The 15,105-nt window shown below is 54.4% G+C and carries 6 protein-coding genes; all 6 read right to left on the bottom strand.

Going from position 1 to position 15,105, the window contains the following annotated elements; genetic code table 11:
* Positions 1 to 222 precede the first annotated feature (222 nt).
* The 6 genes from HMPREF6485_RS04525 to HMPREF6485_RS04500 all read right to left on the bottom strand — a co-directional run bounded on the left by HMPREF6485_RS04525 (position 223) and on the right by HMPREF6485_RS04500 (position 15,032).
* Positions 223 to 4,131, bottom strand: a complete 3,909-nt coding sequence (locus HMPREF6485_RS04525; protein ID WP_004344996.1) for a hybrid sensor histidine kinase/response regulator transcription factor — start codon at positions 4,129 to 4,131, stop codon at positions 223 to 225.
* Between the two features lie 193 nt (positions 4,132 to 4,324).
* Complete coding sequence (locus tag HMPREF6485_RS04520; protein WP_004344995.1) at positions 4,325 to 6,637, bottom strand: DUF6055 domain-containing protein; 2,313 nt, start codon at positions 6,635 to 6,637, stop codon at positions 4,325 to 4,327.
* A 28-nt stretch (positions 6,638 to 6,665) separates the two neighbouring features.
* A complete protein-coding gene (locus HMPREF6485_RS04515) occupies positions 6,666 to 7,646 on the bottom strand; it encodes a DUF4859 domain-containing protein (protein WP_004344994.1) in 981 nt (326 codons plus the stop codon).
* A 30-nt stretch (positions 7,647 to 7,676) separates the two neighbouring features.
* Positions 7,677 to 9,338 carry a RagB/SusD family nutrient uptake outer membrane protein gene (locus tag HMPREF6485_RS04510; RefSeq protein WP_004344993.1) on the bottom strand — a complete coding sequence of 554 codons (1,662 nt, stop codon included), beginning with the start codon at positions 9,336 to 9,338 and terminating at the stop codon, positions 7,677 to 7,679.
* 11 nt (positions 9,339 to 9,349) lie between these two features.
* Entirely contained in the window at positions 9,350 to 12,382 is a 3,033-nt protein-coding gene (locus tag HMPREF6485_RS04505; protein ID WP_004344992.1) for a SusC/RagA family TonB-linked outer membrane protein, read from the bottom strand.
* A gap of 208 nt (positions 12,383 to 12,590) precedes the next feature.
* Positions 12,591 to 15,032: a glycoside hydrolase family 127 protein gene (locus HMPREF6485_RS04500; RefSeq protein ID WP_004344990.1), complete on the bottom strand. Its 2,442-nt coding sequence runs from the start codon at positions 15,030 to 15,032 to the stop codon at positions 12,591 to 12,593.
* Positions 15,033 to 15,105 lie beyond the last annotated feature (73 nt).

Below are 15,105 nucleotides of genomic sequence, written 5' to 3'. Positions count from 1 at the left end.
ATCAAGGTCTTTAAATTTTTCGCCTTTGGAAGCACGTGTGATACGCCCTTCGGGCGTGCGGGCAGGCATAAAGCACTGCCCCTACATGTAGGGATATGGCACGTTCAGTGTAGGATACGGCACGTTCAGCGTTGGGTATGATGTGTTCGGTGCTACATATAGGGCGTTTGCCTGCTGCCAACTTGTCTACTCGTTTACTTGTCAACTTGTTTACTTACCCGCTCACTTATACTCCGCCGGCTTTACACCAAACTGCTTGGAGAAACACTTGGAGAAATAGGACGGACTGCTGAAACCTACCATGTAGCACACCTCGTTGACCCGGTATTTGCCTTCGCGGAGCAGACGGGCAGCATGGCGCAGGCGCACCACCTGTATCATCTCGTTGGGCGTGACATCGGCCAGCAACTTGAGTTTGGCAAAAAGGCCCGAACGGCTGATGTTCATGCGCTCGGCAATGAAGCCCACCGACAACTCGGGATTGTCGATGTTGTCTTCTATCAGCCCGTTCATACGCGTGAGAAAATCGTCGTCTACTGCCGTCTGCGCTATCTTGGCTATCGGCTCGGAGGGCGTGTTGGAGAACTTCTGCATGAGCAACCGCCTCATGTCGAGCATGTTGCGGATGCACGCCTCAAGATATTTCATGGAGAAAGGCTTCTCGATGTAAGCATCGGCTCCACACTCCATGCCCTCGGCCTTGCTGTCGTCATCGGTCTTGGCCGTGAGCATGACGAGCGGAATATGACTCGTGTTGCGGTCGGCCCTCACCCGCCGGCAAAACTCAGCGCCGTCCATCACGGGCATCATCCAGTCGCTCACGATGAGCGACACGGTGTGCTCCTTGAGTCGCTCCAGTCCTTCAGCCCCGTTTTCGGCCGTCACCACCCTGTAGCCCGGACGGAAATTAGCAGCCAGAAAGCCGCTCATGTCGGCATCGTCTTCCACGATGAGCACGGTGGGCGTGTCTTCCCCCTCCCTCACAGGCAGGGCCAACGGCTCCCGACCAGACGATTCCTGCCCGTATGGCGACTCCAAGGCCTCTTCCTGCCCGATGGGCACATCGTCGCGGGTCACCGGCAGCACCACCGTGAAGCGCGCTCCCCTGCCCTCTTCCGAGTCCACCGACACCTCGCCCCCGTGGAGGTCTACCAGTGTCTTGACGATGCTCAGTCCGATGCCCGTGCCCGGTTTGTTGTCACGGGCCTGAAAAAAGGGATTGAATATCTTCTCCCGGTCGGCCTTACCGATGCCTATGCCGTTGTCTTCCACCTCGATGCGGAAATGCCGACCGTCGGCATCGACCGTGCAAGCCAGCCTGATACTGTCTTTGGTGTATTTCCCCGCATTGGTCAGCAGATTGCTGATAATCTTGGTCAATCCCTCCGGTTCCACCACCGCCACGAAGTCTTCAGGCGGATAGTCTGTCCGGAAGGCTATGCCCCGCTGTCTGTAGGCCGGTGCAAAGCGTTCAGCCACGCCGGCCATGAGCCGCGCGATGTTTTGCAACCGGAAACGGGCCTGTCCGCCGGCTTGCTGTACTTTGTTGAAGTCGAGCAGTTGGTTGACGAGTGCAAGCAGTCGCCGGGCGTTGCGGTCGATCATCTCCAGGTCGTCGGAAAGCCGGCCGGCCGCCTTGCGCCGCAGGCTTTCCAGCGGACCGATGATGAGCGTCACGGGCGTGCGTATCTCGTGGGCTATCATCGTGAAGAAGCGGAGACGCGCCTCACGCACCTCGGTCTCCTTGCGCTCGTTGAGCTGCGAGAGTTCGCGCCGGTGGCGGTGCTCCGCCTGCCGCAGCCGGAACTGGGTGTAGAGGTAAATGAGATAGAACACGAGCAGCAGATAAAGCAGACGGGCGGGCAGGCTCCACCAGAAAGGAGGATGCACCGTGATGGCGAGCCGGGCCTCCTGCAGGCTCCACAGTCCGTCGTTGTTGGTGGCCTTCACGCGGAAGGTGTACGTGCCCGAGGGAATGTTGGTGTAGGTGGCCGTGTGCTGCGAGCCCACGTAGTTCCAGTCCTTGTCGAAGCCTTCGAGCATGTAGGCATACTGGTTTTTCTCCGGCGAGCAATAACTCAACGAGGCGAAAGAGAGACTGAACATATCGTCGCGATAGGACAGATTCACCTCCCCGATGTGGTGCAGTGCCTCGGGTAGCAGTTCGCCACCCACCTCCTGCCGGTGGTTGAAAATCTCAAGGGCGGTGATAAACACGGGAGGGGCCACATCGTTTGTCTTGATGAGATAGGGATAGAACGTGTTGAACCCCTTCACACCGCCAAAGAAAATGCGCCCGTCGGAAGCCTTGAGACAGGCGTTGGGCAGGAATTGCTCGCTCACCAGTCCGTCAAACTTGTTGAACAACTGAAGCGGCCGTCCCGGCGTGTATTTGACAATGCCGTGGGTAGTGGCCAGCCACAGCGAGCCTTGGTCTTCGATGATGCCGTTGATTTCGCCCACCTCCGCATCAAGGGCTATCCGGCGGAAGGAGTCGGAAGCGGCATCGTAGAGGCAAAGCCCCTCCATCGTGCCTGCCCAAAGACGGCCGTTCACATCGATATGCACACAGTTCACTTGGTCGGAAGGCAGCGTGTGGCGGTTCTCCGAAGAGCGGTATTGCCGCCACCCTCCGGTGGCAGAGTGATAGCGGTAGAGTCCTGCCCCCTGCGAGGCAAACCACAGATAGCCCCGGCTGTCTTCATCAATGTCGATGACCAGTGCCCCCGTGCGATGCACAGGCACAAAGCGGTCGGTGGCCGGCCGGTAGAGACAGACGCTCTGCATGGTGGCCGCCCAGAGCCGGCCGCGGCTGTCGCGATGGAGGGCATAGCTGCTACCCACGTCGAGTCCGTCGGCAGTGGTGTATCTCCGGAGGCCACCCGTCCGAGTGTTCAGGCGCAACACACCGTCGGTATAAGTACCCACCCAGAGGTAATCGCCGTCGGTGCAAAGTCCATGTACGTTGTAACCTGAGAGCAGGGCATGCCCGGGATAGTCTATGAAGGCGTTGTCACGCTCCGAGAAACAAGAGAGTCCGCCGTCGTCGCTACCCACCCACACGTGTCCCCGACCATCGTCGCAGAAGCGGCTCACCACATTTCCGCGGAAGCCTTTGCCCCCATCGGTGTAGGAGACGAAGCGTTCGCCCACAGGAGAGAAGTAGTTCACGCCGCCATAGAACGTGCCAAACCAGAGGCCGCCCTCGCGATCGCGCAGGATGGAATAGATGAACTTATACTCCAAAGGCTTCGTTCCGCTCCCGTCAACGCACATCTTGTGCCACGCCCGGGTGAGCGGGTTGAAGGCCACCACACCCTCGTCGCAACCGATGAGCAGGCAATCGGGGGCCGTCTCCAAGAGCGTGTGGATGTGGGTGGCTGTACCCGTGAGCGAGGGAGTGAGCATCTGCTCCACCCTGCCATCGGCCGTGAGGCGCAGCAGTCCGTTCTCCCATGTGCCTATCCACAGGCTGCCGTCGGCCGTCTGAAGCATCCGATGCCCCCGGCAGTCGGCATCTCCCATCCGAAGACTTACGGCCCGAAACTCATCCCGGGCCTTGTCGAGCCGGCTCAAGGCGGGCGCACCCCATGCCGTGAGGGCCCACACCTGATTGTCGGAGTCGACAAACACCTGAGTCACATTTCCCTTCAACCGACCGAACGCAAACCGCTTGCACCTCCCGTTGGAAGCATTGTAGCGGAACACCCCCTGCCCCATCGTCGCCACCCACACGTTGCCGTCGCGGTCTTCGGCAAAGGAGTTGACCTGTCCCGTCAGCTTGCCAGGGATGTAGGGCGTGAAACGTTCGGTGGCTTGGTCGAAAAAGAAGGCCCCACGCCCCGTACCCACGAGCAGCCCACCCTTGACGACATGGAGCGCAGAGACAAACTGGTCGGTGCCCAAGGAGGCGATGCGGTGGTGCTGCATGACGTAGCCGTCGTAGCGGCAGAGCCCGTTGTCGGTGCCAAACCAAATGAAGCCGTACTCATCCTGCACGACATTGCGCACAGCATTGGAGCGCAAGCCGTCTTCCATGGAGATGTTGCGGCAACGCACGTTCTGCTGCACACTTCCGAAAGTGAACAGCGACATCAGTATCATCAGTAGGGTTGTCATGGGCCTTTTCATGGTGAGTATCTCTGTTTGGCATGGTTTCACGCGACAAAGATACGGATTATTCCCGAAATAAGGATGAGTTGCAACGGACGAATGGACAGAAAACCGGCCAGAAAAGTGTCTCACCGGTTTATTCCCGATGGATACCAAAAAGACCGCGGCACTCCGACAATCGCCGGAGCATCCGCGGTCTGTACACCTCTCATCAGAACTTCATCTTCAATTCAATGACTGCACGATAGAGTTTTCCACCTTTATTATAGACCATTGTCGGCCGGATGGTGTAGGTGGTTCCCGTTACCGAGGTCCCGGGCTTGTGCCCGTAGGCAAGGCTATAGCCCGTGTAGTTGTACTCAAAGTAGACCGGACTCGAACCCCACGAACTTGCCGTGCCGTCGGCAGCTATCCAAAAACCGGTGCCATTGGCCGAATAGGCATAGCTCAATGTGCCATCGGGATTGGTCAGCGCAATGGCCACTTGCCCGTCGGCAGGCCCATCGGCAGGCACCGACCCGGCAGCCAGCGTGGCCGAAGCTATCTGCGAGGGCTGCAACTTAAAGGCCCGGGCTATCTTGCCCATGTCGCCGGAGGTGAGGAGATTGAGTGTGCCCAATACGTAGTCGGCAGCGGAAGCATCGAGAGTCACACTGTGGTGCACGGTCACGTCGGTGGGGTCGCCGGCCGGAATAATCACATTGCCGAGGAGGTCGGTGCCCTCAAACTTCACTTTGTAGGGCCACTGTTCGTCATTGCGCTCGTCATCGTCCCACACTTGGCGGTGATAAACATCGGGCGCACCAAGCACAAGGAAGTAAAGTTTCACCGTACCGTCGGGCACTTTCATGGTGGCTTCACCGTCCTTGCCGCTCTGCATGGTGCCATAGTGGCTCTTGTCATTTTTGTCAATGGCCACATAGCCGAAACGGAAACTCTCGGCCGTATTAGCCTGCGTGTTGTAGGAAGTGGTGTTTCCCTTCACCTTGCCGTCGCCATCTACCACAGTTCCCGGGTCACCCGGAGCAAGCGCCGAACCGGGAGCAAGCCCCCGGAGAGAGGCTTTCACAACTGTGCCGGCGGCCGGAACGTTGAGCGGAATGAGATTGAAGCCCGTGGAACCCGGACAACTCTCGTAGGCCACCTGATAGTAGTCGCCGTTGCGGAAGAGTTTGGTGCCGTGGTTGAGGGCCGCCTCGGTGACATATTGGTGCACGGCCTTGAAGTCGTAGTTGGCGCAACGGGCCGAATAGTCGTACATATCTTTATAGAGCGCATCAAGACTGTTACCGCAATAGAGCCGGCAATAGGCCTCCACGGCATCTTCGGGATATTTCGACTCTTTCCACAGGCGGCTGTATGCCTTGTAGCCATGCTTCTCGGTGTAGTAATAAGGGAACCAGTAGCTGGCATAGCGGTGCCACTCATGACACACATTGCGATGATGATTTTTGAGCCATACCTGCACGTTGGCATCCTGCGTGAATGCCTCCTGCGGATAGTCTTGGAAAGACTGCCACTGCGCACACTGCTCCCAGAAGGCATTGCCGCCGGTGCCACCCTCGCCGTTGCCATAGCGGAAGCCTACCGGCACGATGCCGTTCTCCATCGGTTTCACCACTCCTGTAAAGAGCTGGTCGGCCGAAGTCTGATACTGGAAACTGTGTCCTATCTCATGGGCAATGGTGGAACCCACGGGCTTGCAGGTGCTGGGATTCACCCAAAGGGCACCAATCATGTCGTCATAGCCCGACCCCGTGGCCAACCACTCGGTCTGATAGAGCAGGAATATCTCCATCTTGTACTTATCGAGCACCGATTTGCCCTCGCCCACCGTAGCCATACCGAGCTTCTCGATATTGGTTTTATAGAACTGCTCGGCCTTTTGCAACAGGTCGTCCACATCCACACGCAGGGCCTCGGGCACCGTTTCGGCATTGGGATCGGCTCCAAAACCGGGCTCCCAAAACACGAAGAAGTGCTCACTCGACTTATAACGCCACCACGACCACTTGGCATCGGAACGCAACATGCCCTCCGGCCCTTTCTCAAAGCCGTCGTTCCATGTACCTGGACAGTAGAACCGGTCGTAGTCGGGAATCTGGGACTTGTCCATCGTGTGTACGGCATCGGGATTGGCTTCCTGATGCACAGTGATGACTGAAGTCTTCTCGCCACACTTGACGGTGATTCGGGCCTCGCGATAATGCTCGTCGTCGTTTTTCGTCACAACGAAAGGCATCTTCACTTCGCCTGCATCGCCGGAAGCAACTGTCAGCGTGAGCCAACTGAGTTTGGTGTCGGCAGCTCGCGTGGAAACCTCGGAAACGACAGCCGTCCAATTGTCATTCGCCGTAAAAGCAATGGAAGATTCCACCTCGTTCCATGCAATGGTTTTGTTCAGTTCGCTTTCGGCAATGGTGATGTTGCCTGCAATGACGTTATCTTCGCTGCAAGCCACTGCCGAGAGAGCCAAGAGCGCAATGATTGCGCCCTTGCTCAAAAGTTGTGATAGTCTTTTCATGTCAAGGTTATAAAATGAATATATTGGTCTATTCAAGCGTGATGTTGAGCACAAACTCCATGAACTTGCTCGGTTCCGACTTGCTGGCGTAAACGAAATGCGCCTTAAACTTGGTGCCCGTCTCCTGCTTCACGTAGCGTCCGATGCCCACGGAGCCATCGTGGGTCTCAAGGAAGAACGCACAGTTATCACCATATTTGGTCACGGTTCCGGCAGCTGTACACCAGTAGCCGATGCCATTGGCCGTATAAGCGGAAGTCTTATCCCACGTTCCGTCGTCGCTGACAACATACATGGCCACATCACCGGAGGTTTCTTGCACTGCCTTATTGAACTCTGTTGCCGACATTCCAAAACATGCCTTAATGACAGGTTCGATGGAACTGAAAGTGAGTTCATAGGCACTGTAGTCTCCGGCGGGGATGCTGACATCGCGCAATACCGTACCCGGATCAGACACTGCAATATCCATTACAAACCGGACATACTTGTCATAGTCACGCCCGTTGTCGACGGCAAAGCCCAAATTGACCGTAAGGCTCACGCCGGCAGCCACATTCTCCGGCATTTCCACAAGCAAGGCCTTGCCCGTCTTATCCAGTTCTACAGAGGCCACTTGTGCCGTGTCGGACACATTGCCGGCCATGTTGTAATACCATCCCGCTGTTCCCTTGTTGGGGGCAGTCTTGTTCCACACCCCTTTGGCTGCCGAGATATTATAGAATACGACTCTTCCACTTTCCAATCCGGCAATCATATCGTCTACGGTCATGCCGATATTGGTCTGTATCTGTTCCGCATAGTCTTTCAAGCTAATGGTCTTGGGAGCTATCTTTCCCTTACGGAACTCCAATTTCAGAGGAATGTTTGCCTTAGCATCCGTACGCAGATATACCGTCTCGTTGGGGCCATATACATGCTTTTCGGAAGCATCTTCCGGGTCGGTGCTGCATGCGCCAAACACAAAGGGTATGCAAGCAACCATCATATATAATATATGTCTTTTCATAATAACAACAGTTTTGATTCTTGTTAAACTTTAATTTCCATCATAACCCGGATTTTGTTTTAACTTAGGATTACCGTCAAGCGCACTCTTAGGTATGGGGAAAATATCCATGTGACGGTCATTTTTATCAGCTACGGCATCCTTACAAAACCATGACTTGCCATTGTAAACATTCTGATTGGTACCCTTGATAGTGAAGCGAATAATGTCATCGCGACGATGAGCCTCACAAACAAACTCCTTGGCCAACTCATCAAGCAATCCGCCCAGTTCGATGTCTGATCCCCCTTCCTCACGAATAATCCACTTGTCCTCTTCTCCGAGTTTTCCTTGATTCTCCCGATGTCCATAATTATACTTGCTGCCATCTTTCAGTTGGGCAGCGGTGATAGTGGCCTTTTCAGGGTTGGCCTTGAAATTGCGGGCACGCACCTGTGTCACGAGCTCGGCAGCCAATTGCTCATTCTGTCCGAGACGTAAAAGACACTCAGCTTTCATCATATAGGCATCGGCCAGCCGGAAATATGGCACATCGTCATAACTTGTACCAAAGTCTCCACTCTTGATTTCATATTTTATCAGTCGATAGCTCTCAAATGGATAGCAACCGGGATTGTCAATGCTGTGAAGTTCACGGGTATAGATAAGTGGTTCGCCGTCAACGGTGATAGGACTGCCATCCTGTGCATATTGTTGTCCGCCTGTCCATGTGTTCTCAAAGCGTGTATCGCCTTCCTCATAGATGTCCAAGAACTGGGGAAATACGATGCCTCCGCCTGTAGCCCAGCCCGAGAAGTTCCAGCGTGAGCGACCGGCATTGTGAATCCACAAATTGGCCATGTAGTTACCCCCAGCATACTTATTCTCCAATGGTATGCCGAAGATGATTTCCTTTGAGGTGGAGATGTCCTCCATAAAATTGTCATTGTAACTGGAGGCAAGTACGAACGGGCCAGCCATCACCTTGTCGAGTTCATCAATACACTTGCTGTACCACGACTTGTCGCTATCGTCCTTAAACCATGCATTGTGATTCAAATAAAGTTTGGCCAGCACCATGTGGGCAGCATACGTGTTTATTTTTCCCATCTCCACTTTGGAGGGACAAAAATCGGCTACGGCCTTCAGTTCACGCTCTATCCAACTGAACACGAGCTGCGGGTCAGCTTGCTCAGGAAGCCATCCTTTCTCATGTACATAGGTTGTATCAAGAGGGATATTACGGTAGAGGTTGAAGAGATTATAATAGTATAAAGCACGGTAAGCCCTTACCTGTGCAACAATCTCTTCACTGGACGCAACAGCCTCATTGGCAAGAATCTTGTTACAAGCGTTCACACCGGCATAATTGTTATCCCAGTTCACCTGAAAGAAGCCCATCTCAGAGTTGAGCTCATGCTTATGCATGGAAACATATAAGTCTCCCCAGCCGATACCGATACGAGACGGTACACCCCACACGTCAGAGCTCATGTCCATAATATCCGACAAGCCGAACCAGCCCCAATAGACCGTGCGCAGACTACTATAAACGGGTGCAATGGTATGCTCAAGCTCGGTTTTGGAAAACTCATGCTTCTCGGTTGAAATCGTGTCATAGAGCGTTTCGTCGAGATTGGTACACCCGGCCAGTACAAAGCAGCAGGCTCCCACCACAGCCGAGAGAAACAGTTTATTGATATTTGCTTTCATGATTTTTCTTTTTAGAATGTTAGTTTTGCTCCGAGGGTAAATGTGCGGATAGAGGGATACTTGTCGCGCCAGTCAATGCCGGAACTCAGCGGGTCTCCATTGGAGAGTTCTGGATCGAGACCTGTGTAACCGGTGATGGTAAATAGGTTGTCGGCAGAGAAGTAAACGTAGATGTTGTTCACATACTTATTGGCTTTAAGCGGCACTGTGTAACCAAGTGTCAGATTGGAGAGTTTCAGAAAGTCGCCGTTCTCCAGATAGTAGCTCACAAAGGTCTGTTTCTGTGCAGGTGACAACACATATTGTCCATATTGTCTGTCAGCGGCAGCTTTAAGACGGTTGTAGACCACGGCGTTGTTCTCATAGTAGGCCCGAGCCTCATTGAGAATCTTAAAGCCAAACTGTCCGGTGAATTGCATATTCAGGTCAAAGCCTTTATAGCGGAATGTATTGCTCCAGCCAAGATTAACCTTGGGGATGGCATTGCCAAGATACTGCTTGTATTTTCCATCGGTAAGCATGTTGTCCTTAAATTCTTCGGCTTCACCCGTCTCCTTGTTTTCAATCAGCCAGAGCCCATTTTCAGATACGCCTACGCTTTTCATTCCATACCACTGACCGAGCGGTTTACCAACCTCAAGACGCTGGGTAGACAGAGAGATGGGCTCGCCAAGTCCCGCTACATCATGTTCGTTGGCCGTTTCATACAGACCGTTGGAGAGACTGAGCAGTTTGGTGGCGTTGTGTGCCAGCGTCACCGTAGTTTTCCATTCAAAGTCTTTCGTGCGCACTGGTATGGCGTTGACGGCTATTTCCACACCCATGTTACGCATTTGTCCCACATTGGCCAATGTTCTATTGTACAAGTTAGGAGGGGCGGGTACATCATACCACCATAGCATATCCACGGTCTTCTTGTGGTAGAAATCTATTGAACCCGACAACCGATCGTGCAACACGCTCCAATCCACACCAAAGTTGAATTCCGTCGACTTCTCCCATTTCAAATCAGGATTAGGATTCGAACCGATGTTGAGTCCTTGCAGCCACTGTCCTTTATCGTAGTAATAAGGATTGCCCAATTCCCAACGGGTGAGCGACTGATAAGAATCCCCCGGAATGACACCGGTCACACCGAAGCCGGCACGCAGCTTCAGGTTATTAAGCCACTTAACTGACTGCATAAACTCTTCGTTGCTAATAGTCCAGCCCAACGATGCGGAGGGGAATGTACCCCATTTATGATTTTCGCCAAACTTGGATGAGCCTTCACGGCGAATGCTGATCAGCGCGTTGTAACGGTCGGCATAACCATAGCTCACACGACCGAAGAAGCCTACAAGTTTGTTGTCATTCTTGTAACTGCCCATGCCTGCCTTTCCAAGTTTGAGAAACTGTCCCAGTCCGAGATTGTTCTCTTGATAGAAGTCACTCATAAAATCTGTATTGTTGGCATTGAAGCCTTCATACATATTATATTGGTAGCTATATCCGGCCAACGCCTCCAAGCGATGGTCTCCAAATTGATGCTTATAAGTGGATGTAAGTTCAAGGTTGTCATGCTTACCATAAGAATAACTATGATAGGCATATCCCGTATGGTAGTTGATTACTTGGTCATAATGCCTTGAAGTATAATATCCCTTATCATGTGCATTGTCTTGATTAGTGGAAAGCATCAGATTGGTCTGCCATCCCTTAATAGGCTCAACGGTAATGTTGCCGGTTAGGCGGGTCGACTCAGTTTTGTATTCCCCCGTGTGCTCCTTAAGCAATGCTATCGGATTCATGTAATAATTGATAGACATGTTCTCATAATAGCTGCCATCATCTCTATAGATTGGCTCTGTAGGATTCCGCATGATGGCCTGTCTATACACTTGAGTGGAAGCTGCATCCACAGGCCCATTCTCATGCCAACGCTTCACAAGGTTGAGTGATACCTTTATCTTATCATCAAAGAACCAATGCGACAAGCCGCCATTGAATCGCATCTCCTTGGCATAGGTTTTGATGAACACCCCTTGTTGATTACGGAAAGTGAAATCAGCATTATAAGAAGTTTTCTTGTTGCCACCACTTAGCATGATGTTATGATTGTGTGTGAAGGCTGTACGACTCACGGCATCAAGCCAATCAGTGTCATAACCTTTGTCCTGAAACTGTGTGAGTCCGTTGCGCACATCTGTCCCATCCATCATATCGAGTTTCTTTCCGAATGCAGAAAGGGACACATAGCCAGAATAGTTTACAACCGTATTTGCTTCACGACGGCCGCTTTTGGTGGTGATGATAATTACACCGGCAGCACCGCGAGTGCCGTAAATCGCTGCGGCAGAAGCATCTTTCAAGACATCAACACTTTCAATATCTTCTGGAGCCACCGTACTTAAACTGCCTTCAATACCATCCACCAATACCAGCGGCGTATTACCTCCTTCCAAAGATATAACGCCACGCAACCGTATGCTCGAAGCCACACTCGGGTCGCCGCTGCCATTGCTGATGGTGAGGCCGGCCACCTTTCCTTTGATCAAGTCGCCGGCATCCTTGATGTTGCCTTGCGAGAAGTCTTCGGCCTTCACACTGGTGATGGCCGACGTCACGTCGCCCTTGCGTTGGGTGCCGTAGCCGATGACCACCACTTCGTTGAGCGACTTAAGATCTTCCCTCAACGTGATGTTGCCGGCTTGTGAGGCAGGGATTTCCTGCGTGGCAAACCCCACGTAGGAGACGACAATGGTGGCCGAGCGGTTCACCCGCAGGGTGTAATTGCCGTCAATGTCGGTCACGGTGCCGTTGCCGGTGCCTTTCTCCACGACGCTTGCGCCGATGATCGGGTCGCCGAGTGCGTCTTTCACCGTTCCTCTAATCGTTATCGGAGTCTGTTGCACGGTCATGGCCGAGCTGCTCTCCACCGTCATTTCCGCTGCACGGGCAGGTAAGGCCATGCCGGCAGTCAGAAGCAAACACGCTGTGGCTTGCACCAAGGCGCGGCCTTGTGCAAAGCCCATGAAATACTGTGTTCTTTTCATGATTGACATTTTTGGTTGATAGTTATAGTTTATTTTATTTGTTCCACATACGATACTGCCACAGCCTTTGGCCTGCCGACATCGCGGTGCATGGCTCTTGCACGCCCCGCGCTTGGCTGTTGCACCGATGGTGCATGGCCTCTGCACGGATGGTGCAAGAGCCCTGCACCACAACGTTTGATTTCCTTTCATTCGGCATCGGGGCTGGTGACAGGGTTTATTTGTTCACTTTCCACTCGATGACACCGCCGCTCTTGCCCTGTTGCAGTTTGGCCAGTATCTTGAGTCCGGTGGTGGACACGGGCTTGAAGTCCACGCTGTTGTAGCGGTCGCGCGCACATCCGTAGGCCGAATGCCCGTCCACTTCCTTCCAGTTTCCGTCATCAGTCTTGTAGAAGAGACGCCAACTCGCGGGCACGCGGAAGTCGCCGTCGTAGTGGTCGAAGTCGAGCCAATAGACCTGCACGTTGCTCACGGTCTCGGGTTTGTCAAACTCGTAGGCGATACTTTCCTCCGTGCCCTGCTTCAGCCACCAATAGTGATAAGGCTTGGAGATGTCGGAGCTGCGGCGGGGTTCCCACTGGTCGTTCACTCCCCATGCCTCCCCCTCCACGGCGGCAGTCTCGGGTGCGTCTTTCTGAATGGCACTGCGGAAGAACAAAGTCTTGGCCCGCGAGGCGATGGTGGGCTGCGGCTTCACATGGGCGTAGGCCGGACTGCCGGGTATCCACACCTCCATTTCGTCGCTGCCGCGGTTGTTCCACGTGCTGTAGGGGATGGCCTTGAATGCCACCGGGCGCACGCTCCCGTCGGCTTCCACCTCTTCGGCCTCACCGCTGAGTTCCACGATGCCGTTGAGTTTGTCGGCCCGATAGTCGGCGCGGATGGGGGCATCAAGGCGAACAGATTTGTCGAACACGGTGGAGTGGGCTTGGTCACGCCCTTCCAGACAATAGACGATGGGGCCACGCTCCAAGGCATACTTGCCGCGATCGTCCTCCACATTGTCGTTGGCCGCCACCCGGCGCACCTCCATCGGCAGGCTGATTTCCACCCGGTCTCCCCGCATCCACCGGCGATCGATGACCATGTATCCGTCGACCGGTTCACCGGCTATCTTCCTGCCATTGACCTTGACGGTGAACGGGCGGCTGCTGTCGGCAAAATGATAGAGGTTTGTCCCCACGGGGCACGCCCCCGCCCAGCCCGGAATGCGGAAACGGAGAGCGAAACGCCGGCTTCGCTTCGGGTCTACGGTGACGGTGATGTCGCCGTCCCAGGGATAGCGGGTCTGCTGCGCGAGCCTTACACCGTTCACGTCGGCCGTGCCTTGGATATACAGATTGACGTAGATGTCACTCCCCCGCACGGCATACTGATATTGCGGCACACTGGCCACGAAGCGCGTCACGTTGCCCGGACAGCAGGCGCAGCCAAACCAGTGCTGCCGCTCGTGCTGCCCCATGCTCTCCAAAGGGTTGTCGTAGAAGAACTTGTCTCCCGACAGACTGACACCGCTCAGCACCCCATTGTAGAGTGCGCGCTCATAAACATCGACATACTTGCCCTCACCCGTGGCCAGAAACATACGATAGTTCCAAAACACATTGGCTATCGAGGCACACGTCTCCTGATAGGCTGTCATGTTGTTGAGTTCATAGTCGGGACCAAATCCTTCGCCCTGCGCACGGCTCCCCATGCCTCCGGTGATGAAGAGCTTTTTGCCGGCCATGTTGTTCCAAAGACGTTCGAGCGCATGAAAGTAGGCCGTGTCGCCTGTCAAGGCCGCCACATCGGCCACGCCACTGTAGAGATAGCCCGCGCGCACGGCGTGGCCCACAATCTCCTGTTGGCGGAGGATGGGCTTATGGTCCTGACTGTATTCGCTCAGCCGGTGGCCGTCGGTGCCGCGACCGGTCTCCTCGACAAAGTAGCGGGCCATGTCGAGATAGCGGCGAGAGCCCGTCACCTTATATAATTTGCAGAGGGCCATCTCCACGATGGGGTGCCCCGAGGGGCGGTGTATCTGTCCCTCGCCCGGCCCGAAGGTGTTGCAGATGAGATCGGCATTCTTGATGGCCACGTTGAGAAAAGTTCGTTTGCCCGTGGCCTTGTAGTGGGCCACGGCCGATTCTATCATGTGACCGCTGTTGTAGAGCTCGTGACTGTTGATTTTTTCCCACCGCCGGGATCCCCACCAGCCCGAGAGACGCTTGCACTTGTTGGTGACGCAGGTGGTGAGATAGCCGTCGGGCTCCTGCGCCGCGGCTATGAGATGTATCACGGAGTCGAGATAATGGTCGAGCCGGGCATCGTAGTGCACGGCCAACGAATAGCTTGCCCCCTCTATCACCTTGTAGGGATCGGTGTCGTCGAACGAGAAGTCGCCGCGGTGCTCGCCCTTCATGAGACCGGCCGCAATGGCGAAATTGTCAAACCGACCGTTCTTCTCGCATTCGCGGAAGGCGGAGGGAATGGACACCGTGCGGTTGATCTCTATGCGTGGGCTCCAAAAGATGTCGTTCAGATGGACGGCCGTAAAGGGTACCTCGACAATGGAGGCCGTGGTGCGGGGCACACTCTTATGGGCATGACCTGAAGCAAAAGAGGCTGTCCCCACAAGTGTAATACCTATAAGCAATAGGACTGTTCTGTTCATGGCATTCAATGCTGTGAGTTGGTTTGATTGTTTCGATTCGGTTGGGGAACACATCCGGCAACCGGGGGCAAAG

The sequence above is a fragment of the Segatella buccae ATCC 33574 genome, from assembly GCF_000184945.1.
GTDB classification, from domain to species: Bacteria; Bacteroidota; Bacteroidia; order Bacteroidales; family Bacteroidaceae; genus Prevotella; species Prevotella buccae.
This window is presented reverse-complemented; position numbering and strand designations above follow the sequence as displayed.